This is a genomic window from Streptomyces sp. NPDC016851 (assembly GCF_055562795.1).
The window spans coordinates 1-22,417 of sequence record NZ_JBVHEP010000007.1 but is presented as its reverse complement, the minus strand read 5'-3'; the positions used below and the strand labels follow the sequence as shown (position 1 = coordinate 22,417).

Below are 22,417 nucleotides of genomic sequence, written 5' to 3'. Positions count from 1 at the left end.
CGCCGGTTCCGCTTCCGGTTCGCCGTCCGCCTCCGGGCGGGACACGACGATCTCGCTCCACACCTGCTTGCCGCCGCCGACCGGCACCGAGCCCCACGCCGCCGACAGCGCCTCGACCAGGAAGAGCCCGCGGCCGCCGGTCGACTCCCAGTCGACGACCACCGGCTTGGCCGGCGCCCGCGGCGAGGAGTCGCTCACGGTCACCCGCAGCCGGTCCGCGGCCAGGGTCAGGTCCAGCCGGAGCGCGCCCTGCGTGTGCACCAGCGCGTTCGTGACCAGTTCCGACACCACCAGCAGCACGGTGTCGGCCTCCTCCACGACGTCCCAGGAGCGCAGCGTGCGCGCGCTGAACCGGCGGGCGTGCATGACCGCGTCCGGCAGCCGCCACACCACCCAGCCCGCCCGCACCGGCCGCACCCGCATCCCGTCGTAGCGCAGCAGCAGCAACGCCACGTCGTCCTCACGGCGCCCGGCCTCGCCCAGCAGGTCGTCGGCCATCCGCCCCGGGTCGGCGGGGTCCGCCGCGGCGAGCAGCTCACGCACGATCCGCATGCCCTCGTCCAGGTCCAGTTCGGCCGACTCGACCAGGCCGTCCGTCACCAGCGCGAGCACCGAGCCGGGCGCCAGCGCCAGCGCCGTCAGCGGGAACTCCGCGTCCTCCAGCACGCCCAGCGGAAGCCCGCCCTCGACCGCGATCTCCTCCGTGCCGCCGTCGGGATGACGCACCAGCGGGGACAGATGCCCGGCCCGCACGAACAGCGCGTTGCCCTCCTCCATGTCCAGCTCGACGTAGCAGCACGTGGCGAACAGGTCGGTCTCCATGCCGACGAGCAGCCGGTTGGCGTGCGCGACGACCACGTCCGGTGGATGACCCTCCACCGCGTAGGCCCGGACCGCCGTGCGCATCTGGCCCATGATCGTCGCGGCCCCGGCACTGTGCCCCTGCACATCCCCGATGACCAGGGCGACCTTCCCCTCCGACAGGGCGATCACGTCGTACCAGTCGCCGCCCACCTGGAGTCCGCGCCGGGCGGGCAGATAGCGGGCCACGGCGATGCCCCCGGGCAGCTGGGGGAGACGGCGCGGCAGCAGGCTGCGCTGGAGCATCGTCGCGAGTTCCTGCTCGGCGTCGTAGGCGTGCGCGCGGATCAGGGCCTGCCCCACGAGCCCCGCGGTCGCCGTCAGCAGGGCCCGCTCCTCGGGCGCGAACTCGTGCGGCGTGTCCCAGCCGACCAGGCACACCCCGGCCACCCGGCTCTTGGCCGGCAGCGGCAAAACCGCGAGTCCGCCGGGGCCGATCTCCGCGAGGCCGGGTTCCAGCGCGGTACCCGCCGGCCACAGGCTCATCCGCCCGTCCCGCACCGCGGCATGGAGCGTGGGCAGGGCCGTGACCGGCGCGTCGGGCCACTCAGAGCGCCACTCGGAACGCCACAGCTCCGGCCAGGCACCGGCACCCGGCGGATCGAGCACGGTGACCGCCAGCCGGTCCTCCAGCAGCTCGGCGAGCGCCACCCGGTCGGCACCCAGCGGCTCGCGCAACGCGGCGACCACCACGCGGCTGACGTCCCGGACGGTCGTGGCGTCGTCGAGCGCGGCCGTCAGCCACTGGATCCGGGCGACGTCGCTGGCGCTGCGCCGCAGCACCGGGGCCGCGGTCACCACGCCCAGCACCCGCTCCGGGGCGCCGTCGGGCCCCTTCAGCACCCGGCAGCTCAGGCGCAGCCAGCACAGTTCACCGGTGGCCCGGCGGGTCCGGAACTCCAGTTCCCGGCGCCCGGGGGTCTGCGGGGACGGTTCGATGACCGACAGCAGCGCCGGAACGTCCTCCGGGAGGCTGTACGAGAGCAGGGTGTCGGTCTTGCCGTCGAAGCCGCCCTCGGGGATGCCGACCAGTTCGAGCAGGGCCGGGTCGGTCTCGACCAGCCCGGTGCCGGGTCTCAGGGCGAAGGAGCCCACCCCCAGGGCACGCAGCGCGGAATCCAGCAGGGGCGAGGGGGCGGACCGGTCGGCCTCTCCACGGAGCCGTCCGGAGACCGCATCGGCGTACCGCTCCAGGAACTCCCGCTGCTCGGCGCCGAACCCCTCCCCGGACTCTCCCACCACGGCCAGACATCCCAGCCACCCGCCGGCGGCGCCCAGCGGCACCGCCCCGAGCGGCGCGCCCGTGGCCCCGCCCTCCTGCCGGCCCGCGAGCCACAGCGGCCGCCCGCTCCGGAAGGCCTCGACGACGGCGGACCCGCTGTCCCCGGACACCGCGGCATAGCCAGGCGCCGGGGTGGGCGAAGTGCCCCCGCCGTGCCGTACCCGACCCGGCAGCCCGTACCGCTCCGGCTCGGCACCGGCGGACTCCACCAGCTGGAGCTCAGAGCCGTCCTCGCTCCGTACGTACACCGCCGCCATCGCCACTCCGGCGAACGCCAGGACCCGCTCCCGCGCGGCGGACTCCGGCGTGGGACGAGGCGAACCGGCGCCCCCGTTCCCCGGCGCCCGAGGCCCGGAAACCGCGGCCCGGGCATCGCCGTAATGGGGCATGTCCGCATCCACCTCCCGTCCATGCCGCAGCCACCGGCAGGTGGGAGTCCCCGGAACTCAGGCGACGACGACGCGGCGGATCCACGCCCACGTGAGCGGCAGGACACCCTCACAACAGAATCGCATACCTGGATAACAGCGACATATGGGATGGAGCAGAGGATCGGCCAGGGAGCCGCGTCGTCCCGCCCTCAGCCGATGCGCCCGGTGCCGGTCCAATGAGAACGACGACGCGAGGGGAGAGCCAGATGTCCGTCATCCGAAGGGGCGCCCTGACCGCCGCTCCGTTCGGTATCGCCGCCGTTGCCTACGTCGGCGTCTTCCTGGCGAGCTACGACCGGCTGCCCGGGCGGATCGCCCCCCACTCGGCTGATGAGGCTCGGGAGGCGTGAGCGGTCTGCCGGAGCGAACGGGCCCGGTGGCCGACGCGCACCGGGCCCGCCCGCGGCGATGGCTCAGCCGACCCGGCAGGGCAGGCTCGTCGTACTGTCACCGCCCGAGCCCGAGACGGTGTATCCGAACGTCGCGCTCTTGCCCGGATCGAGGGAGCCGTTCCAGCCGGCGTTGTGGACCATCACCGACTGGCCGTTGTAGGTGGCGCTGCCGCTCCACAAGCTCTCGATCTTCTGGCCGGACGGCAGCGTCCAGTCGACCATCCAGCCGAGCATCGGGACGGTGCCGGTGTTGGTGACGGTCACCTCGGACTGGTAGCCGCCGTTCCAGCTGCCGGTCGTCTTGCGGGTGGCCGTGCAGGTGCCGGGCACCGGCTCGGAGGGGGTGCCCGGCTGCTTGATGCCGGTCACCTCGCCGTTGCCGCCGTCGAAGACGACGTCCGAGCAGGAGTAGAAGGTCTCCTGGCTGTCGGAGCGCTGCCAGACCATGTAGATGATGTGGCGGCCCGACTTGCCCTCGGGGAGCTTGCCGGTCCAGGCGTAGTTGGCCTCGACCGTGCCCGGGGAGCCGTTCAGCGGCGGGTGGTCGACGCTCAGGAACGGCCGCTCCTCCATGTCGTTCCAGGTGAGCGGCTTCGTCGGGTCGAAGCCGTCCTTCGTGATGTAGACGTAGAACCAGCCCGGGTGCGCCGCCCAGGCGTTGTACGAGAAGTCGACCGTCGCGCCCGAGGTGAGGTGGGTGAGCGGCCAGTCCTTGCTGGGCGTGTTGAACCCGGTGAAGTTGGTGTTGCCGCCGCTGCACAGCTCGCCGTCCGGTACGAAGCCCCGGGTGCGGCCGGCGCCGTCCGAGCGCAGCACCGAGAACCAGTTGTAGAACGGCGTGGTACCGCTGACCTGCTGTGCGGCCCGGCACGCCGGGTTGACCGGCTTGATCTCGCCGGTGTCGGTCAGACCGTCCTGCCAGCACAGGAAGGTACGGCTGCCCGGCTTCATGGGCGTGCCGTGCGCCTCGGCCTCGCCACCGGCCGACATGACCAGGCCGAGGGCCGGAACGGTGACGAGGAGGGAGAGCAGGACCAGGAAGAGGGCCCTGGTCCGGGTGGAGAGGGCTGATCGGGGCGTGGGGGATCCCCCCGCGTTTCTTGTCAGGATCATGACAGCATCGTCCGTTCCTCGAGGTACGGGCCTGTGGATGCGTGTACGCGGATGCGCGGGGTGGGGGCACTCGAGGGCGGGTTCCGGTCCACCGTTATGGGAGCGCTCCCACCCCGCTGTTGCGGAAGTTAGCGCCGGACGGCGCGCTTGTCTACGGCTGCGGCGCAAGAGCACCGGTCGGGATGGACGGGTGTGCAGGTCTGTTCGTGCGGCCTCACCGTCGCCGGACCAACCGGCGTCGGGTTTTGTGAAGTTGACTTTGCTTCCCCTTCACGATTGGCTGCCGATCCGACCTTTCATGATCCGGGGGGATCCTTTGAACCGCACCATCCGTGCGAACCGCACCATCCGCGCCGCCGTCTGCGCCGTCGCCGCCGCCGGTCTCGCACTCGGTCTCAGCTCCTGCTCCGAGGCGGTCGACCAGGTCGACAAGGCGGTGGACGAGACGTACGAAGTCACCTACGAGGTCACCGGCAAGAACGTCGACTCGATCGAGTTCCACGGCGGTGGCGGCAAGGCCATGGAGCCGAAGATCGAGTCGGTGTCGAAGCCCGAACTGCCCTGGAAGAAGACGGTCACGCTGCGCGGCATCATGCCGGCGGCGGTCATGCCGGTCGCCGCCGACCCCGAAGGCGCCCAGGTCACCTGCAAGATCATCCACAAGGGCAAGGTGCTCGAGGAGCAGAGTGCCGATGGTCTGGTGACCGCCGGCGGCTGCACCGCGGAGTCCCCGATCGGGAAGTAGCCCGAGTCGCGAGGGCCCTGGGCGACCCGGTGTCCCACACCCGGAGTCCCGCGCCCGGAGTCCCGCGCCCGGAGTCCCGCGCCCGGAGCCCCGCGCCCGGAGCCCCGCGCCTGGAGCCCCGCGCCCGGTGTCCCACACCCGAAGTCCCGGCCGGACTCAGGTCGACGAACCGACCCCCGGCCGGACCTCAGGTCGACGCACCCCGACCGGTGACCGAACGATGACCGAACCGGTGACCGCGAGCACCGGCGGTCACCACTCCGGACGGCCCAACACCTCCCGAGCCCACCCCAGTTGACGCCTCACCTGCACCGCGTCACCCCCCTCGTGCCCGTTGAACGCATACGCGTGGATCTCCTTGCGAGGAGCAGCCGTGCCCGTCAGTTCGGCATAGCGGTTGAACGCCGCGTACGCCCCGCTCGGCGGACACACCGTGTCCCGCAGCCCCACGCCGAAGTGAGCCGGGGCCTGCGCGCGACGGGCGAAGGAGACGCCCTCGACGTAGGACAGCGTGCGGTAGGCGTCGTGCTCGGCGCCCCGGTGGACGGCGAGGTAGGACGCGATCTCGCCGTACGGCCCCGCGTCCGTGAGGTCGAGCGCGCGGCGGATGCCGCACAGCAGCGGGGCGGTGACGAGCAGCGCCGCCAGGTCGGGGACGAGCCCCGCGACCGCCAGGGCCAGTCCGCCGCCCTGGCTGTTGCCGACGGCGACGGTCCGCGCGGGGTCGACGCCGGGCAGTTCCCGTACCGCCGTGACCGCGCGGACCGCGTCCGTGATCAGACGGCGGTAGTGGTAGTCCTCGGGTGAGAGCAGGCCGCGCACCGCCGGACCGGGCCCGCCGGGCGCGGTGGCGTGCGGATCTGGCGTGTCACCGCCGCACCCGTACTCGTCGCCCTGGCCGCGGTTGTCCATGAGCAGGTGCGCGTACCCGGCGTTGACCCAGGTGAGGCGTTCGTGGGGGAGGCCCCGGCCGCGCCCGTACCCGGCGAACTCCACGACGGCGGGCAGGGGTCCGTCCACCCCGGCGGGTCTGCTGAACCAGGCGCGCACCGGGTCGCCCGCGAAACCCCGGAACGTCACGTCCCACGTCCGGATCAGCCGAAGCCCCGTCTCCACCGGCCGCACCGACACCAGCGGGTCCCCCTGGCCGGCCTCCTTCAGGGTGCGCAGCCAGAACGCGTCGAAGTCGGCGGGCTCCCCGATGTCCGGGCGATGGCGCTCCAGTTCCGTCAGCGGCAGGTCGAACGCGGGCACAGCGGCACCACGCAGGAGTCGGTGGTCATCCAGAAACTTGCGAAGGACGACGGGCGGCAGGTCCCTGGGGTCTACCCAGGTTCGACGCGATTCCAACGCGGCACAGACGCCCCAGCCGACTGCCGTCGCCCCCATTGACAGCGCTTTCTGCTGCCCTTAAGTTGCCGCGAAGTTACCGGTAAGAGCTCGAAAGTTTCGGTTCCGCGTCCCATGCCCACGGGAGGCCCGAGCAATGAGCACGTCCACCACGTCGGCCCCGCCGGGCACCGAGGATCCGCCTCCGGCCAGAGCCGCACCCCGACGCGGCAAGCGGGATCCCGCCCGGACCGGCTGGCGGCGGGCGCTGCGCCGCGACTGGCAGTTGTACTCGCTGGCGGTCCTGCCCCTGCTGTTCTTCCTGGTCTTCCGCTACCTGCCGATGATCGGCAACGTCATCGCCTTCCGGCGTTTCGAGCCGGGCGGGTCGATCTTCGGCGAGGAGTGGGTGGGGCTGCGCTATGTGCAGATGTTCCTCAACGACCCCACCTTCTGGCAGGTGTTCCGCAACACGCTGTGGATCGGCGGGCTCACGCTGCTGTTCTGCTTCCCGGTCCCCATCGTGCTGGCGCTGCTGCTCAACGAGGTGCGCCGGCGCTCCCTGAAGCGGTTCGTGCAGTCGGTGTCGTACCTCCCGCACTTCCTGTCGATCGTGATCGTCGCGGGCATCACGATGCAGATGCTGGCCAGTGACGGCCCCGTCAACCACGCCCTCGGCTGGTTCGGGCACGAACCGATCCGCTTCATCCAGGAACCCGAGTGGTTCCGCACGATCTACGTCGGCTCGGAGATCTGGCAGACCGCCGGCTGGGGCACGATCCTCTACCTCGCCGCGCTCACCACGATCGACGAGGACCTGTACGAGGCCGCGCGCATCGACGGCGCCAACCGCTGGCAGCAGATCTGGCACGTCACCCTGCCCGGCATCCGGCCCACCATGGTCACGCTGCTGATCCTCAACATCGGCACGTTCATGGCGGTCGGCTTCGAGAAGGTCCTGCTGCTGTACAACCCGCTGACGTACCCGACCGCCGACGTGATCTCGACGTACGTCTACCGGGCCGGTGTGGAGTCCAACAGCTTCAGCTACGCCGCCGCCATCGGACTGTTCGAGGCGATCATCGGCCTGGTCCTCATCACGTCCGCCAACCAGCTCTCGCGCCGCACAGTGGGGACGAGCCTGTGGTGAAGCCGAGTCGTTCCTACCGGGTCTTCCAGGGCGTCAACGGGGTGGTGCTCACCCTCGTCGTGCTGGTGACCCTGTACCCCTTCGTCAACATCCTCGCGCGGTCCTTCAGCGGGGAGCGGCAGATCCGGGCCGGTGAGGTGACCCTGCTGCCCAAGGGGTTCAACCTCACCACGTACGAGATCGTGTTCAAGGACTCGATGTTCTGGCGGAACTACGGCAACACCGTGCTGTACACGGTCGTGGCGACGGCCGTGGCCATGGTGCTGACGACCTGTTACGCCTACGTGCTGTCGAAGAAGCAGCTCAAGGGCCGCGGCCTGCTCGTCGGCATCGCCGTGTTCACCATGTTCTTCACCGGCGGTCTGATCCCGAACTACGTCCTGGTCAGCAACCTCGGACTGAAGAACACCATCTGGGCCATCGCCCTCCCGAACGCCATAAGCGTCTTCAACCTGCTGGTGATGAAGGCCTTCTTCGAGAGCCTGCCGGGCGAACTGGAGGAGGCCGCGCAGATCGACGGGCTGAGCACCTACGGAATCCTGCGGCGGATCGTGCTGCCGCTGTCGAAGGCGGTCGTCGCCACGATGGTGCTGTTCTATTCGGTGTCCTTCTGGAACTCGTGGTTCAGCGCCTTCCTCTACCTGGACAGTTCCGACCTGATGCCGGTCACCGTCTACCTGCGCAACCTCATCTCCGGCGCCACCACGGGCGGCAACGCCGGTGCCGCCGACGCACAGCTCAGCCAGGTCGGGGCCAACATCCAGGCGGTCACCATCGTGCTGACCTCGCTGCCCATTCTCTGCGTGTACCCGTTCGTCCAGCGCTACTTCGTCTCGGGCGTGATGCTCGGCGCGGTCAAGGGTTAACAAGGGAGTTTCCGTGTCATCCGTGAAGAACGCAGGACAGCTGTCGCGGCGCCAGATCCTCGCCGCCGCCGGTTTCATCGGCCTCGCTACCGTCACCGGCTGTGGCAGCGGTGACGACGGCGGGGACTCCAAGGACCTGTCGAAGAAGAGAGACGGCGCGATGAAGGAGTATCGGGCCGGCCAGCAGTTCAAGGCGGCGAAGCCGTTGTCCTTCTCCGTGCTGCACAACAACAACCCGGTCTATCCGATGAAGAACGGCTGGCTGTTCTGGAAGGAGCTGACCAAGCGCACCGGCATCACCCTGGAGCCCGTGGCCGTCCCCCTGGTCGACTACGAGAAGAAGAGAAGCGTCCTGATCGGCTCGGGCGACGCCCCGTTCCTGATCCCCAAGACGTACCACCCCTCGGAGGTCGCGTTCGTGTCGTCGGGCGCGGTCCTCCCGGTCAGCGACTACGTGCACCTGATGCCCAACTTCCGGGACAAGGTCAAGAAGTGGAAGCTGGAGCCCGAGCTCGACTCCATCCGCCAGTCCGACGGCAAGTTCTACCTGCTGCCCGGCCTGCACGAACGGGTCAGGTCCGGCTACTCGCTGGCGCTGCGCACGGATGTTCTCGACCGGCTCGGGCTGAGCCGGCCCGGCACCTGGGAGGAGGTGCACGAGGTCTTCAAGGCCATCAAGGAGGAGTACCCGGACCGCTACCCCTTCTCGGACCGCTGGAGCAAGAACACGCCCTACCCGGCCGCCGCCCTCTTCAGCTACCTCGGCCAGGCGTACGGCGTCCGGGCCGGATGGACGTACGACAACATCAGCTGGGACGCGAAGGCGCAGACGTTCGCTTTCACCGGAGCGACGGACGCCTTCCGGCAGATGATCGAGTACGTGCGGAAGCTGGTCGCCGAGAAGCTGGTGGACCCGGAGAGCTTCACCCAGACCGACGACGAGGCCGCACAGAAGCTGCTGGCCGAGAAGTCGTTCGCGATCAGCGCCAACCCGCAGGTACTGGTGCAGGAATACCGGTACAACCTGCAGAAGCAGGTCAAGGGCGCGAAGATCGAGATGATCCCGGTGCCGCTGGGACCCGCCGGCCCGGTCGTGATGGGCGGCGCCCGGCTGGAGAACGGCGTCATGATCTCGAGCAAGGCGCTGAAGAGCGACAGCTTCGTCGCGATGATGCAGTTCGTGGACTGGCTCTGGTACTCGGACGAGGGCCAGCGGTTCGCCCGGTGGGGCGTCGAGGGCGTCACCTACACCCGCTCCGGTGGCCAGTACAGGACCAAGGACGGCATCAGCCTCATGGGTTCCGACCCGGACGCCCCGAAGGACCTGCAGAAGGACTACGGCTTCTACAACGGCGTCTTCGCCTACGGCGGCAGCTGGGAGCTCGTCTCCTCCATGTTCGGCCCGGACGAGAAGAAGTTCCAGGACGTCATGGCACAGCGCAAGCAGACGCCCATCGCCCCGGCCCACCCGTTGCAGTCCTTCGAGCAGGAGCAGGCCTCCCTGTGGGAGACGCCCCTGAGGGACCACGTCACCCAGAACACCCTCAAGTTCGCGCTCGGTGAGCGCCCGCTGTCCGACTGGGACGCGTACGTCAGCGAGCTGAAGGCGAAGAACATGCAGCAGTTCGTCGACCTGCACAACAAGGCCTACGAGCGGTTCAAGAAGGAGAACGGGTGAGCACCTGTCGGTGGCCGGCCGCCGACACCGACCACGTCCACCTGCCCCTGGCCCCGGGCCGACCAGAGGTCACCCCGCTCGCCGACGAGATCCCGCCCTGGTGGGACGAGCGGCGCCTGCCCGGCCGGAAGGCGGCATGAGCACCGTACGCTCCTCAGACTTCGGCACCGGAACCCTCTCCCGCGCCTCCGCCCTGATCCACACTCTCCTCACCGTCGAGGCGCTGCTGCTCCTCGCCGCCTCCCCGGGCCTGGCCGGACTGCTCCTGCTCGGCCCCGACCCGGCCAACCTCCCCCTCGCGGCCCTGTGCCTGCTGCCCCTCGGCCCGGCCCTGTCCGCCGCGCTCTACGCCCTCCACCACCGCAGCCGCGACCTCACCGAGCTGCGTCCGGCCCGCGCCTTCCTGCGCGGCTGGCGGCTCAACGCCGTACCGGCGCTGAAGCTGTGGGCACCGCTGCTGGCCTGGCTGACGGTCATCGCCTTCACCCTGACCCACTTCTCCGCCACCGGCCTGCCCGCCTGGTGGGCGCTGCTGCTCGCGGCGATCGGCGCCTGCTCCCTCCTGTGGGGCGCGCACGCCCTCGTCCTCACCTCGCTGTTCGCCTTCCGCGCCCGGGACACCGCCCGCCTCGCCGGGTACTTCCTGTTCCGGCACGGCCGCGCCACCCTCGCCGCCGCCTCCCTGCTGGTCCTGGCGGCGGCGATGACCGCCCTGCTGACCGAGGCCCTGCCCGCCCTGCTGGCAGCCCCGCTGCTGCTGTCCCTGCTGCACGGCAGCCGCACGGTGATCACCGAGACCCAGGAGGAGTTCACTGCATGACCGCGCCGCGCACGCCGAAGATCCCCTACGGCGGTGACTACAACCCCGAGCAGTGGCCGGAGACCGTCCGGGACGACGACCACCGCCTGTTCACCCGGGCCGGCATCGACACCCTCACCGTCGGCGTGTTCACCTGGTCCCTCACCCAACCGGCTCCGGACACCTACGACTTCACGGTCCTGGACCGCACCCTGGACCGGGCAGCCGCCGAGGGACGCCAGGTCTGCCTGGCCACCGGCACCGCCGCCCTCCCGCCCTGGCTCGCCAAGCGGCACCCCGAGGTCAACCGCACCGACTTCGAGGGCCGCCGCCACCGCTACGGCCAGCGCCACAACTTCTGCCCCAGCTCACCGGCGTACCGCGAGCACGCCACCGCGCTGGCCTCCCGCCTCGCCCAGCGGTACGCCGACCACCCCGCCCTGCTCGCCTGGCACATCAACAACGAGTACGGCGGATCCTGTTACTGCGAGCTGTGCGCCGAGGCGTTCCGGGAGTGGCTCCGCGACCGGCACGGCACCCTCGACGCCCTCAACGACGCCTGGTGGACCACTTTCTGGTCGCATCGCTACACCGACTGGGACCAGATCGAGCCGCCCAGCGCCCTCACCGAACACTGGCGCGGCCCCGACCACACCGCCTTCCAGGGCATCACCCTCGACTGGTTCCGCTTCACCACCGACGCCCTCCTCGGCTGCTTCCTGGCCGAGAAGGAGGTGATCCGCGCCCATGACCAGGACACCCCGGTCACCACCAACTTCATGGGCACCTTTCGCCCCCTCGACTACCACCGCTGGGCGCCCCACCTCGACTTCGCCTCCTGGGACAACTACCCGCCCCTGGACGCCCCGCCGACCCGGCCCGCCCTCGCCCACGACCTGATGCGCGGCCTGAAGGACGGTGCCCCCTTCTGGCTGATGGAGCAGACGCCGTCCACCACCGCCTGCCGGGACGTCAACCCGCTCCGGCGGCCCGGCGAACTCCGCCTCGCCACCTTCCAGGCCATCGCCCACGGCGCGGACGCCGCCCTCTACTTCCAGATGCGCGCCTCACGGGGCGCCTGCGAGAAGTACCACGGAGCCGTCATCGGCCACGCGGGCCGCGACGACACCCGCGTCTTCCGCGAAGTCGCCGAGCTGGGACGCGAGTTGGAGTCCCTGGGCGACCGGACCCTCGGCGCCCGCACCCCGGCCCGCACCGCCCTCCTCTTCGACTGGGACAGCTGGTGGGCCCTGGAGATCTCCGACGGCCCGTCCCGGCTGGTCAAGTACCCGGACGTGGTCCACGCCTACTACCGCGCCGCCCGCGAGGCCGGAGCCGACGTGGACGTGATCCCGCAGACCGCCGACCTCACGCCGTACGACGTGGTGCTCGCCCCCGCCCTCCACATGATCAAGGGCGACCTCGCCACCCGACTGGAAGACGTCGCCGCACGCGGCGGCACGGTCCTGACCACCTTCCTCTCCGGTCGCGTCGACGAGCACGACCGCGCCTTCCTCACCGACGTCCCCGGCCCGCTCGCGCCACTGATGGGCGTCCGCGTGGACGAATGGGACGCCCGCCCACCGGATTTCACCCAGCCCATCCCCGAACTGCAGGCCGAGGCACGCCTCGTCTTCGAGCTCGTGCTGCCCCGCGGCGCCGAAACGGTCGCCACCTACGGCACCGACTTCTACGCGGGCACCCCCGCCGTCACCCGCCACCGCTTCGGCGACGGCGAGGCCTGGTACGTCGCCACCGCCCTCGACCAACCGGGTGTCGACCGGATCGTCCGCCGCATCCTGGCCCGCCACGACCTGCTCGGCCCCTACGCCGGCCACCCCGCGGTGGAGACCGCCACCCGTGTCACCCCCGACGGCACCCCGCTCCTCTTCCTCCTCAACCACGCCCTCGAACCGGCCCGTCTGACGGCCCACACCACGGCCACCGACCTGCTCACCGGCAAACGGGTGGACCAGGGCGACCCCCTGGTCCTCGACCCCTTGGGCGTCGCGATCCTTCAATGAAGTCCCTCAATGAAGTCCTTCAGTGGATCTGCCGCCCCCGCTCGTCCCGCACCCCCGACTTGCGGAAGAAGTAGCTGTTGATCTGGTCGCGCCACTCACGGGCACTGCGGAGCTGCTCCTCGTACCGCTCCGCCACCCGCGCGTGCCGCGCCGGCTCGACCAGGTCCGCCAGGCCCGCCCACACGCGACGGGCCTCCTCGGCCTCCTCCACCCCCTCGAAGTGCGTGTCGTAGATGTGCTGGATCACGGTCTTCCCGCTCTTCAGCGGATGCCCGTACGGCACGTGGTGGAAGAACAGCAGCAGCTCGTCGGGGCAGGTGTCCGGCGACTCGTACAGCCCGGCCCACGGCTCGGCGTACTGCCCGGCGTACCCGGTCCCGCTCGCCACGCTGCGGTCGACGCCGATGCCGTCCCGGTCGGCGAAGTGGTAGGTGCCCCAGGGGCTGTACTCGTACCCGTCGACGCTCGGCCCGTAGTGGTGGCCCGGCTGCACCATCCATCCCACGCCGAGCGGAGCGGTGTACTTCTCGTACGTCCGCCACGAGCCGTCGAGCACCGCGTGCAGCCCGTCCGACAGGCGCTCCGGGGCCTCGGGGAAGGTCAGCCCGATCCACTCGTCGAGCACCTCACGCGGCTCGGCGTCCGGCCGCCAGGCCAGCCGTCCGAAGGTGTACAGGTTTGCCTGGGCGAGGGGGTGCCCCGTCCAGAACGGATCGTCACCGGCGTTGGACACCGCGACCAGCCCGCCCCGCGCCCGTTCCCCCACGGACGACTCCGGCTCGTGCCGGAACCGCAGCACCTCGCTCCACATCGGTCCCAGCCAGCAGACGTGCCGCTGCTGCCCGGTGTACTCCTGGGTGACCTGCAACTCCACCGCCAGCCGGGTGCGCGGCATCGCGCCGATCAGCGGCGAGACCGGCTCGCGCACCTGGAAGTCCATCGGCCCGTGCTTCACCTGGAGCACGGCGTTCGACGCGAACTCGCCGTCCAGCGGCACGAAGTGGTCGTAGGCGGCCCGGGCCCGGTCCGTCGTACGGTCCCGCCAGTCCTGACGGTGGTCGTAGACGAAGGCCCGCCAGTGGACGGTGCCGCCGTACTGCTCCACGGCGGCGGCCAGCATGTTCGCTCCGTCCGCGTGCGTGCGGCCGTACGCGAACGGGCCCGGCTGACCCTCCGAGTCGGCCTTCACCACGTACCCGCCGAAGTCCGGGATCGCCCCGTACACCCCTCGTGTCGCCGTGGCCCACCAACTCCGCACCGCCTCGTCCAGCGGATCGGCCGTGGGCAGCCCGCCGAGCACCACCGGCGCGGCGAAGGACACGGACAGGTGGGTGCGGACCCCGTAGGGTCGCAACGCGTCAGCGATCGCGGCCACTTCGCCGATCCGGTCGGTCAGCAGGTGCGCCTCGGTCTCGTGCACGTTGACGTTGTTGACGGCGACCGCGTTGATCCCGCACGCCGCGAGCAGCCTGCCGTACGCCCGCACCCGTTCCAGCTCGCCGCGCGCCCGCCCGTCCTCCCAGAACAGCGAGCCGCCCGCGTACCCGCGCTCCACCTGGCCCATGACCGGGTGCACGGCGACGTTGTCCCAGTGGTCGAGCATGCGCAGGGCGAGCGCGGGGCGATGCGTCTCCCGCGCCCACGCACCGGCGAACGCCGCCTCCCCGAGCCGTACGACGTGGAACAGCCCGTACAGCAGCCCCCGCCCGCCGGAGGCGGTGACGGCCGTCGTGCCGCCGTCACGCGCGCAGGCGAAGCCCTCTTCACCGAGGCTCTCTTCACCGAGGCTCTCGTCGCCGAGGTCGAAGACCAGGTCGTACGCGGCCTCGCCCGGCTGGGCGTCACGTACGACCCGGCCCCCGAACCGCCGGCAGGCCTCCGCCACCTCCCCGTGCACCGTCTCCGCCAGCGGCCCCGATCCACGGATCAGCGTCCGCCGGCTGCCGACCGCACGGAAGGCGGCGGGCGGCAGCCAGGCCGGGTCGACACCCTCGGGCAGGACGGGCACGGGAAGCGGCATGGGACCCCCAACTCGGCTGCTCAGGCGAGCAGTTCGACCTCCGCCAGCGTGCCCTCGCCGTCGAGGACCAGGCGGTACTTCTCGTACGTACCCGGCGACCTCACGCTGAACGCGCGTGTCTGTCTGTCCCAGGCGAAGGACTCTCCGGAGCGCCGGTCCAGCGTCCGCCAGGTCGTGCCGTCGGAGGACCCCTGGAGCGTCCAGCCACTCGGTGCCTTCGCCCGGTCCGCCGACGACGTCAGCGTGTACTGGACGGCCTCGGCGCGCTCGGGGACCGGCAGGTCCACGGACGTCACCGCCGTGTCCGTCGCCGAGGTGTCGTCGAACAGGGCGCCCTCACCGTCGAGCACATCCGCGCGGGGCGTCGGCACCTCGTCGTCCTGGGTGATCGACACCGGCGCCGCGTGCTTGCCCGTGCCCCAGGACGACGGCCGCGGACCCATGTCGAACTCCAGGACACCGCCCTTGGCGACCAGCGAGTGGGGCAGCGAGGTCTTCGTCCACGTCCGGCCGTTGACCTTCAGCCCCTGCACGTACACGTTCCGCGCGCTGTTCTCCGGCGCCTTCACCACCAGCTCGCGCCCGTTCTCCAGATGGACGGTCGCCTTCCTGAACAGCGGGGAGCCGATCGCGTACTCGCCGCTGCCCATCACCAGCGGGTAGAAGCCGAGCGCGGAGAACAGGTACCAGGCCGACTGCTCGCCGTTGTCCTCGTCGCCGTGGTACCCCTGCCCGATCTCGCTGCCGGTGTAGAGCCGGGACAGCACCTCGCGGACCTTCTCCTGCGCCTTCCAGGGCTGCCCGGCCGCGTCGTACATGTAGATGGCGTGGTGGGCGACCTGGTTGGAGTGCCCGTACATGCCCATCCGCACGTCCCGCGCCTCGGTCATCTCGTGGATGACGCCGCCGTACGAGCCGACGAACTCGGGGGAGGCGGTCTCCGGCGTGGAGAAGTACGCGTCGAGCTTGTCGGCGAGACCCTTCCGGCCGCCGTACAGATTGGCCAGGCCGCGACCGTCCTGCGGGGCGGTGAACGCGTATCCCCACCCGTTGGTCTCGGTGTAGTCGTGACCCCACACCCTCGGGTCGTACTTCGAGGACTCGACCCGCCAGTCGCCCTTGGCGTCGCGGCCCTGGAAGAAACCGGCCTTCGGATCGAAGAGGTTCACATAGTCGCGGGCCCGGTCCAGGAAGTACTCCGACTCCTCCTTGTAGCGCCGCTCGCCGGTCTCCTCGTAGAGCTTCCGTCCCATGCGGGAGATGCCGTAGTCGTTGAGGTAGCCCTCCAGCGCCCAGGACAGGCCCTCGTGGGTCTCGGTGCTCGTGTAGCCGAGGAAGGGTGAGGTGGCCATGCCCTTGCGGCCGACGCCCGAGTTCGGGGGCACGACCGTCGCGTTCTTCACGGCCGCGTCGTACGCCGCCTTCGCGTCGAAGCCGACGCCCTTGACGTAGGCGTCCGCGAACGCCACGTCCGAGGAGGTGCCGGTCATGAGGTCGGCGTAGCCGGGGGAGGACCAGCGTGAGGTCCAGCCGCCGTCCTTGTACTGCTGCACGAACCCGTCGACCAGCTCGCCCGCCCTGCTCGGCGTGAGGAACGAGTACGCCGGCCAGGTCGTCCGGTAGGTGTCCCAGAAGCCGTTGTTGACGTACACCTTGCCGTCGACGATCTTCGCGCCGGTGTGCGTCGGCGTGTCCGGGTTCGGCATGGGGGAGAAGGGCGAGGCGTACTTGTACTTACCGCCGACCCTCTCAAAACCGGAGTTCGGGTACAGATACAGGCGGTACAGGCTGGAGTACAGCGTCGTCAGCTGGTCGGGGGTGGCGCCCTCGACCTCCACCTTGCCGAGCAGCCGGTCCCACTGCCGCTGGGCGCTCCGCTTCACCGCCTCGAAGGAGGTGCCGTCCGGGATCTCCTGGCGGAGGTTGTCCTTCGCCTGGTCGACGCTGATGAGCGAGGTCGCCAGGCGCAGGGTGACGGTCCGGTCGTCGGCCTCGAAGCGGAGGTGGCCCTTGACGCCGGACGACGAGCCCTCGGTCACCGGCTTGTCGAACGCGCCGTAGACGAACAGCCGGGTCGCGCCCGTCGACAGGCCGGACTTCACGTCCGAGTAGCCGGTGACGATCCCGTTCTCCTTGTCGAGAGTCAGCCCCGCCTGATCCGTCACGTTGTCGAAGAGGACACTCGCGTCATCGCCCGGGTAGGTGAAGCGCAGGGCCGCCGCGTGGTCGGTCGGCGCCATCTCGGCCTTCAGCCCGTTCTCGAACCGCACCCCGTAGTAGTACGGCCGCGCGGTCTCGTTCTCGTGGCGGAAGGCCAGCTCCCGGGCCTCGCGGCCGGTGTCCGGGGTGCCGGAGGCGGCCGACGGCATCACCTGGAAGGTCTGCCGGTCACCCATCCAGGGGCTCGGCTCGTGGCTCGCGCTGAACGCCTGGATCGTCGGCAGGTTGTCCGCGTTGTTCGCGCGTGCGTAGTCGTACAGCCAGCTGAGCGAGCCCGCGTTGGTCACCGGCGTCCAGAAGTTGAAGCCGTGCGGCACCGCCGTCGCCGGGAAGTTGTTGCCCCGCGAGAAGCCGCCGCTGGAGTTGGTACCGCGCGTCGTCACCGCGTAGTCGGACAGATGCGCCTTCGGCCGCTCGGGGGCGACGGACTCGATGGTCACGTCGTCCAGCCAGCCCCGGAACTTCGCCGGGCCCTTGGGGGAGTCGTACGCCACCAGGATCCGGTCCACGGTCTTCCCGGCCGCCACCGACCCGATCCGCGCGGCCACGTTGTTCCACTGGTTGACGTAGAGGATCTTCGCCGCGCCCTGCCCGCGCGGGGTGAGCGGGAAGCCGTGCTGGTCCGTCGCCCTCAGGTCGCTCAGGTGGGTGCCGTCGGTGAAGGCGAGGTCGACGGAGACGTTCGTCGCGTCGTAGTCGAGGTCGCCGTCCGCCATCGACGGGAAGACGCGATAGGCCAGCCGCGTGTTCCGGTCGACGGCCACGTTCACGTCGAAGACCTTGTTGTACGAGTAGGCCCGCCCGTCGGCGGTGTGCCGACCGGCGTACCGCAGGGCGCGCTTTCCGGTGAACCCGGCGCCCGCCTTGGCGGTGGGGGAGCCGCTCGGGCCGCGGTCGACGAGGGAGAGCATGTCCTGCGGGACGGGACCGTCACCGCCGCCCGTGGAGAACTGGACGTCGGCGAGCTGGAGGATGTCGCCGCCGTTGTTGCCGGTGACGTCGAGCCGGAAGTGCCGGTACTCCGCCGGCTCCGCGACGTCGTACGTCTTCGTCTGGAACCGTTCGGAGAAGGACTCCCCGGAGCGGGAGTCGAGCGTCTTCCACTCCTTGCCGTCGGCGGAGCCCTTCAGGGTCCAGTCCTTCGGGTCGCGCTCATCGTGGTCGTTGGCCGATGTCAGTGCGTATCGCACCAGTTTGACCGGCTTGTCCAGGTCGAACTCCACCCAGCCGGTGGGCTCGAAGGTGAGCCACTTGGTGCTCGGCTCCCCGTCGGCGAGGTTCTCCTTCACCTCACCCCCGCCCGTGTTCTCGGCGCCGGCCCGGACGTCGGTGACGTGGTCGGTCACATTGCCCGGTATGCCGCTGCTGTAGCCGCCGTCGACACCCGAGGCGCGTTTGCCGCCGTCGGGGCCCGTGTCGACGGTGTTCAACCAGTCCGGAACCGGGTCGTCCGCCTCGAACGAGGAGGCGAAACTCCGGTCGGTCTCCTCGGGGGCTTCGGGCAGTGCGACCGCAACGCCCTGGGATCCCAGGATCACAGCGAAGGCGGTCGCCGACACGACCGCCGTACCCCATCTGTGCCGAGCTTTCCGTTGCATCAACGGGTACCCTCCCTGCGCAGTGGACAACGTTGTCAACTTCGATGCGCAAGGACCAGTAGTTGCCCAAGTGCCGGAGAGTGTCAAGGGTGTTGCTTGTGGCATTCGGGGGTGATGACCGGGATATTTCCGCCGAGAAACAGACGGAGCGCCTGACTTTCCGCCAGGTCTCAACTCGGATAAGACCCATGGCCAACCCTGTGTTCGATCTTGATCCGCTGACGGGAAGTGGACTATACCTGTCGCACGCTTCACACGATCCGCACGTCATCACCCGCACTTTCCTGCACGACCCAGCTTGACCCGAACGCGGTGCCGGAAGGATCCGGTTCACCGCCTGAGTCCTGGAGAAGGCGAGGACTTGAGCATGGGATCCACTTCCGCCGAGAGCCGCGGCACCGAGGGTGTCGGCCGCCGTGATCTGATCAAAAGGTCCGCCGCGCTCGGGCTGATCTCCGTCCCCACGATGAGCTTCCTGTCCGCCTGCGCCAGCAGCGGCGGCGATGACAGCGGGGACAAGGCCAAGGCCGGCAAGAAGACCGCGAAGAACCCGCTCGGCGTCAACGACACCGCGGGCATGGAATTCGTCCTGTTCGACGGCGGTTTCGGCAAGGAGTACGCCGAGGACGCCGTGAAGATCTACGAGAAGAACTTCCCCAAGGCGAAGGTGAAGTTCTCCGCCACCCAGAAGATCCAGTCCACCCTCCAGCCCCGCTTCAACCAGGGCACCCCGCCGGACCTCATCGACAACTCCGGCGCCGAGCAGATGGACATGGGCGTCCTGGTCGGCAAGAACCAGCTCACCGACCTCACCCCGCTGCTGGACGCGCCCTCCTACGACGACCCGAACAAGAAGGTCCGCGACACGCTGCGCCCCGGCATCGTCGAGATGGGTCAGTTCGACGGCGAGAAGGTCTGGATCCTCTACTACGCCTACACGGTCTACGGCGTCTGGTACTCGCAGAAGGCCCTGGACTCGCTCGACGAGCAGTACCCCGAGACCTGGGACCAGATGCTCGCGGTCTGCGAAAAGGCCAAGAAGAAGGGCATGGCGGGCTGGACGTACGCGGGCAAATACCCGTACTACCTCCCCTTCTCGCTCTACCCGATGATCGGCAAGGTCGGCGGCCGCGAAGTCCTCGACGCCATCGACAACCTGGAGCCGAACGCCTGGAAGCACCCGGCCGTCAAGGCCTGCTTCGACGCGTACTACGAGCTCTACAAGAAGGGCTACGTCCTCAAGGGCACCCCGGGCCTGGACCACATCCAGTCGCAGACCGCCTGGGCCCAGGGCAAGGCGCTGTTCATCCCGAACGGCTCCTGGGTGGAGAACGAGTCGGCGAAGGTCATCCCGAAGGACTTCGACCTGGCCGTCTCCGCGCCCACCGGCATCGACTCCTCCGACAAGATGCCCTTCGGCACCATCTGGGCCTCGGGCGGCGAGCCCTTCATCGTCCCGGCGAAGGCGAAGAACGCCGAGGGCGGCATGGAGCAGCTGCGCATCATGCTCAGCGAGGCCTCCTCGAAGAACTTCACCAGCAAGGTGAAGTCGCTGACCGCGTACAACGGCGGCACCGACGGCATCGCCCTCACCCCCGGCCTCAAGTCGGGTGTCGCGGCGCTGGAGAAGGCCGGCGAGAACGTGGTGAACCCCCGCCTTCAGGACTGGTACGTGCAGTTGCAGAAGGAGAAGATCGGTGTCTCCGGTCTCGGCGAGATGATGGCCGGCCGCCTCACCCCGGCCGAGGCCATCAAAAAGATCCAGAACTTCGCCGACGAGACCGCCAAGGACGACTCGGTCAAGCACTACAAGCACCAGTAACGGCACCGGAAACCCAATTTCCGCAACGGCACCGGAGTGGCGATGCAGCACGGCAAGTACCGGTTCATCGTGGGCTTCCTCGCGCTGCCCCTGGGACTGTACGCGCTCTTCGTGATCTGGCCGTTCATCCAGTCCATCTACTACTCGTTCACGGACTGGACCGGCCTGAGTCCCGAATTCAAGATGGTCGGTTTCGACAACTACAGCCGCATGCTCGACGACGAGATCTTCTGGAAGTCGTTGCAGCACAGCCTGCTGTTCGCCCTCCTGGTGCCGTTGGTGACGATCAGCCTCGCGCTGTTCTTCGCCTTCATGATCAACGTGGGCGGCAGAAAGAGAAAGAACGGCCCGGTCATCTCCGGCGTCCGCGGCTCCTCCTTCTACAAAATCGTCTACTTCTTCCCCCAGGTCCTCTCGATCGCCATCGTCGCGCTGCTGTTCGCGTTCGCGTACAACCCGGACAGCGGCGCGATCAACTCGATCCTGCGCGGCATCGGCCTCGACGACGTCCAGCCCCTGTGGCTCGGCGACCCCGACCTGGCCCTGTGGGCCGTGATGGCGGTCCTCGTCTGGTCCACGGTCGGCTTCTTCGTGGTCCTCTTCTCCGCCGGCATGGCATCCATCCCGGCAGACATGTACGAGGCGGCGCTCCTGGACGGCGCGAACCGGTTCACCACGTTCTTCCGCATCACCCTGCCCCTGCTCTGGGACACCGTGCAGTCGGGCTGGGTCTACATGGGCATCCTCGCCCTGGGCGCCGAGTCGTTCGCGGTCGTGCAGATCATGACGACCGGGCCGGGCGGTCCCGACTACTCGACCACCGTCATGGTCCTGTACGTGTACCAGAAGGCGTTCCGTGACGGGCAGGCCGCCTACGCCACGACCATCGGTGTCGCCCTGCTCGTCGTCACGCTGGCCTTCGCCGCCGTGGTGATGCGGCTGGGCCGTCGCGAGCGGCTGGAGTACTGATGAAGACGACGGAGTCCCCCGCGCCCGTGCCGGCCGAGTCCGGCGTGCCCGTCACCAAGGCCGATCTCCCGCCGGGCCCACCGCCGAAGGAGAAGAAAGAAGGCACGGTCCTCAACGCCTTCTCCCACGGCATCCTCGTCCTCTGGGCGTTCATGGTGGTGATGCCCCTGCTCTGGGCGGTCATGACGTCCTTCAAGGACGACCGCTCGATCTTCTCCTCGCCCTGGTCGCTGCCGGACACGCTGCACTTCGACAACTGGTCGCGGGCGTGGACCGAGGCCAACATGAGCGACTACTTCCTCAACACGGTCCTCGTGGTCGGCGGTTCGCTCATCGGCACGCTCGTCCTCGGCTCGATGGCGGCCTACGTCCTGGCCCGGTTCGACTTCCCGGGCAACCGCTTCATCTACTACCTGTTCATCGGCGGCATGAGCTTCCCGATCATGCTGGCGCTGGTCCCGCTGTTCTACGTCGTGAACAACATGGGCCTGCTGAACACCATCCACGGCCTGATCCTCGTCTACATCGCCTACTCGCTCCCGTTCACGGTCTTCTTCCTGACGGCGTTCTTCCGCACCCTGCCGACCTCGATCGCCGAGGCGGCCTTCGTCGACGGCGCCTCGCACAGCCGTACGTTCTTCCAGATCATGCTGCCGATGGCCAAGCCCGGCCTGGTCAGCGTCGGCATCTTCAACTTCCTGGGCCAGTGGAACCAGTACATGCTGCCCACGGTCCTGAACACCGACCCCGACAAGCGCGTGCTCACCCAGGGCCTGGTCCAGCTGGCGGTCAGCCAGGGCTACAAGGGCGACTGGTCGGGCCTCTTCGCGGGCCTTGTGATGGCCATGCTCCCGGTCCTCGCGGCGTACATCATCTTCCAGCGCCAGGTGGTACAGGGCCTGACGGCGGGGGCACTGAAGTAACCACCGCCGGCGGCTGCCCGGGGCAGGGCGTTGCGCAGCTCGGCGCGACGAGGTGCCGCTGCGCCCACCCGTGCCGCCCCAGCGGCACGACTGCCCGCAGCGGCGGCCTGCGGCAGCTGAGCCACCACGCGCCCGCAGCCGCCGACGCACGGAAGGGGACGTGTCGGGGGGTGTCCGCCCGCAGCGGTTGGCGCG

Annotated in this window: 15 protein-coding genes and 1 pseudogene; 11 read left to right on the top strand and 5 right to left on the bottom strand. The window is 69.6% G+C overall.

Features of this window, described 5'->3' with window-relative positions; all coding sequences use genetic code 11:
• Positions 1-6 precede the first annotated feature (6 nt).
• Positions 7-2,532: pseudogene (locus tag ACZ3I3_RS13250) on the bottom strand (SpoIIE family protein phosphatase); the annotation flags it as partial.
• Positions 2,533-2,780: 248 nt separating this feature from the next.
• Between ACZ3I3_RS13250 and ACZ3I3_RS13245 the strand changes: the two are divergent.
• A complete protein-coding gene (locus ACZ3I3_RS13245) occupies positions 2,781-2,924 on the top strand; it encodes a hypothetical protein (RefSeq protein WP_467364574.1) in 144 nt (47 codons plus the stop codon).
• Between the two features lie 63 nt (positions 2,925-2,987).
• Here the strand turns inward: ACZ3I3_RS13245 and ACZ3I3_RS13240 are convergent, their stop codons facing one another.
• Entirely contained in the window at positions 2,988-4,079 is a 1,092-nt protein-coding gene (locus ACZ3I3_RS13240; protein ID WP_467364573.1) for a lytic polysaccharide monooxygenase auxiliary activity family 9 protein, read from the bottom strand.
• Positions 4,080-4,377: 298 nt separating this feature from the next.
• Between ACZ3I3_RS13240 and ACZ3I3_RS13235 the strand changes: the two genes are divergently transcribed.
• Positions 4,378-4,824 (top strand): MmpS family transport accessory protein, encoded by a 447-nt coding sequence (locus ACZ3I3_RS13235; RefSeq protein ID WP_467364572.1) that lies wholly within the window; start codon positions 4,378-4,380, stop codon positions 4,822-4,824.
• Between the two features lie 252 nt (positions 4,825-5,076).
• Here the strand turns inward: ACZ3I3_RS13235 and ACZ3I3_RS13230 are convergent, their stop codons facing one another.
• Positions 5,077-6,078, bottom strand: a complete 1,002-nt coding sequence (locus ACZ3I3_RS13230) for an acetylxylan esterase (protein WP_467364571.1) — start codon at positions 6,076-6,078, stop codon at positions 5,077-5,079.
• Positions 6,079-6,310: 232 nt separating this feature from the next.
• Here ACZ3I3_RS13230 and ACZ3I3_RS13225 point away from each other — a divergent pair, with 232 nt between their 5' ends.
• Genes ACZ3I3_RS13225 through ACZ3I3_RS13200 form a run of 6 tightly spaced genes read left to right on the top strand, consistent with a single transcriptional unit; the run spans position 6,311 to position 12,670 of the window.
• Entirely contained in the window at positions 6,311-7,303 is a 993-nt protein-coding gene (locus ACZ3I3_RS13225; RefSeq protein WP_467364570.1) for an ABC transporter permease, read from the top strand.
• A complete protein-coding gene (locus tag ACZ3I3_RS13220) occupies positions 7,297-8,169 on the top strand; it encodes a carbohydrate ABC transporter permease (protein WP_467364569.1) in 873 nt (290 codons plus the stop codon). Before ACZ3I3_RS13225 ends, ACZ3I3_RS13220 begins: the two co-directional genes overlap by 7 nt.
• Positions 8,170-8,191: 22 nt before the next feature.
• Positions 8,192-9,847 (top strand): ABC transporter substrate-binding protein, encoded by a 1,656-nt coding sequence (locus ACZ3I3_RS13215; protein ID WP_467364568.1) that lies wholly within the window; start codon positions 8,192-8,194, stop codon positions 9,845-9,847.
• Entirely contained in the window at positions 9,844-9,987 is a 144-nt protein-coding gene (locus ACZ3I3_RS13210) for a hypothetical protein (RefSeq protein WP_467364567.1), read from the top strand. The genes ACZ3I3_RS13215 and ACZ3I3_RS13210 overlap by 4 nt, the downstream gene beginning before the upstream one ends.
• Positions 9,984-10,667: a hypothetical protein gene (locus ACZ3I3_RS13205; RefSeq protein ID WP_467364566.1), complete on the top strand. Its 684-nt coding sequence runs from the start codon at positions 9,984-9,986 to the stop codon at positions 10,665-10,667. The genes ACZ3I3_RS13210 and ACZ3I3_RS13205 overlap by 4 nt, the downstream gene beginning before the upstream one ends.
• Positions 10,664-12,670: a beta-galactosidase gene (locus ACZ3I3_RS13200; protein WP_467364565.1), complete on the top strand. Its 2,007-nt coding sequence runs from the start codon at positions 10,664-10,666 to the stop codon at positions 12,668-12,670. Before ACZ3I3_RS13205 ends, ACZ3I3_RS13200 begins: the two co-directional genes overlap by 4 nt.
• 19 nt (positions 12,671-12,689) lie before the next feature.
• Here ACZ3I3_RS13200 and ACZ3I3_RS13195 read toward each other — a convergent pair whose 3' ends face one another.
• Both ACZ3I3_RS13195 and ACZ3I3_RS13190 read right to left on the bottom strand, forming a co-directional pair.
• On the bottom strand, positions 12,690-14,690 hold the full coding sequence (locus ACZ3I3_RS13195; RefSeq protein ID WP_467364564.1) for an alpha-glucuronidase: 2,001 nt from the start codon (positions 14,688-14,690) through the stop codon (positions 12,690-12,692).
• A gap of 20 nt (positions 14,691-14,710) precedes the next feature.
• Positions 14,711-18,508 (bottom strand): GH92 family glycosyl hydrolase, encoded by a 3,798-nt coding sequence (locus ACZ3I3_RS13190; RefSeq protein WP_467364563.1) that lies wholly within the window; start codon positions 18,506-18,508, stop codon positions 14,711-14,713.
• 367 nt (positions 18,509-18,875) lie between these two features.
• Between ACZ3I3_RS13190 and ngcE the strand changes: the two genes are divergently transcribed.
• The 3 genes from ngcE to ACZ3I3_RS13175 are packed head-to-tail and all read left to right on the top strand — an operon-like array spanning position 18,876 to position 22,222.
• Positions 18,876-20,330, top strand: a complete 1,455-nt coding sequence (gene ngcE, locus ACZ3I3_RS13185) for an N-acetylglucosamine/diacetylchitobiose ABC transporter substrate-binding protein (protein WP_467364562.1) — start codon at positions 18,876-18,878, stop codon at positions 20,328-20,330.
• 42 nt (positions 20,331-20,372) lie between these two features.
• Complete coding sequence (locus tag ACZ3I3_RS13180) at positions 20,373-21,299, top strand: carbohydrate ABC transporter permease (RefSeq protein WP_467364561.1); 927 nt, start codon at positions 20,373-20,375, stop codon at positions 21,297-21,299.
• Positions 21,299-22,222 carry a carbohydrate ABC transporter permease gene (locus ACZ3I3_RS13175; RefSeq protein ID WP_467364560.1) on the top strand — a complete coding sequence of 308 codons (924 nt, stop codon included), beginning with the start codon at positions 21,299-21,301 and terminating at the stop codon, positions 22,220-22,222. The genes ACZ3I3_RS13180 and ACZ3I3_RS13175 overlap by 1 nt, the downstream gene beginning before the upstream one ends.
• The last annotated feature ends 195 nt before the right edge of the window (positions 22,223-22,417 follow it).

What these genes read in the sequence shown, in the direction of transcription:
- ACZ3I3_RS13235 (WP_467364572.1), top strand. Translation starts at nt 4,378, where the DNA reads ATGATCCGGGGGGATCCTTTGAACCGCACCATCCGTGCGAACCGCACC.
- ACZ3I3_RS13195 (WP_467364564.1), bottom strand. Translation starts at nt 14,690, where the DNA reads ATGCCGCTTCCCGTGCCCGTCCTGCCCGAGGGTGTCGACCCGGCCTGG.
- ACZ3I3_RS13175 (WP_467364560.1), top strand. Translation starts at nt 21,299, where the DNA reads ATGAAGACGACGGAGTCCCCCGCGCCCGTGCCGGCCGAGTCCGGCGTG.
- ACZ3I3_RS13205 (WP_467364566.1), top strand. Translation starts at nt 9,984, where the DNA reads ATGAGCACCGTACGCTCCTCAGACTTCGGCACCGGAACCCTCTCCCGC.
- ngcE (WP_467364562.1), top strand. Translation starts at nt 18,876, where the DNA reads ATGGGATCCACTTCCGCCGAGAGCCGCGGCACCGAGGGTGTCGGCCGC.
- ACZ3I3_RS13225 (WP_467364570.1), top strand. Translation starts at nt 6,311, where the DNA reads ATGAGCACGTCCACCACGTCGGCCCCGCCGGGCACCGAGGATCCGCCT.
- ACZ3I3_RS13180 (WP_467364561.1), top strand. Translation starts at nt 20,373, where the DNA reads ATGCAGCACGGCAAGTACCGGTTCATCGTGGGCTTCCTCGCGCTGCCC.
- ACZ3I3_RS13240 (WP_467364573.1), bottom strand. Translation starts at nt 4,079, where the DNA reads ATGATCCTGACAAGAAACGCGGGGGGATCCCCCACGCCCCGATCAGCC.
- ACZ3I3_RS13200 (WP_467364565.1), top strand. Translation starts at nt 10,664, where the DNA reads ATGACCGCGCCGCGCACGCCGAAGATCCCCTACGGCGGTGACTACAAC.
- ACZ3I3_RS13245 (WP_467364574.1), top strand. Translation starts at nt 2,781, where the DNA reads ATGTCCGTCATCCGAAGGGGCGCCCTGACCGCCGCTCCGTTCGGTATC.
- ACZ3I3_RS13190 (WP_467364563.1), bottom strand. Translation starts at nt 18,508, where the DNA reads ATGCAACGGAAAGCTCGGCACAGATGGGGTACGGCGGTCGTGTCGGCG.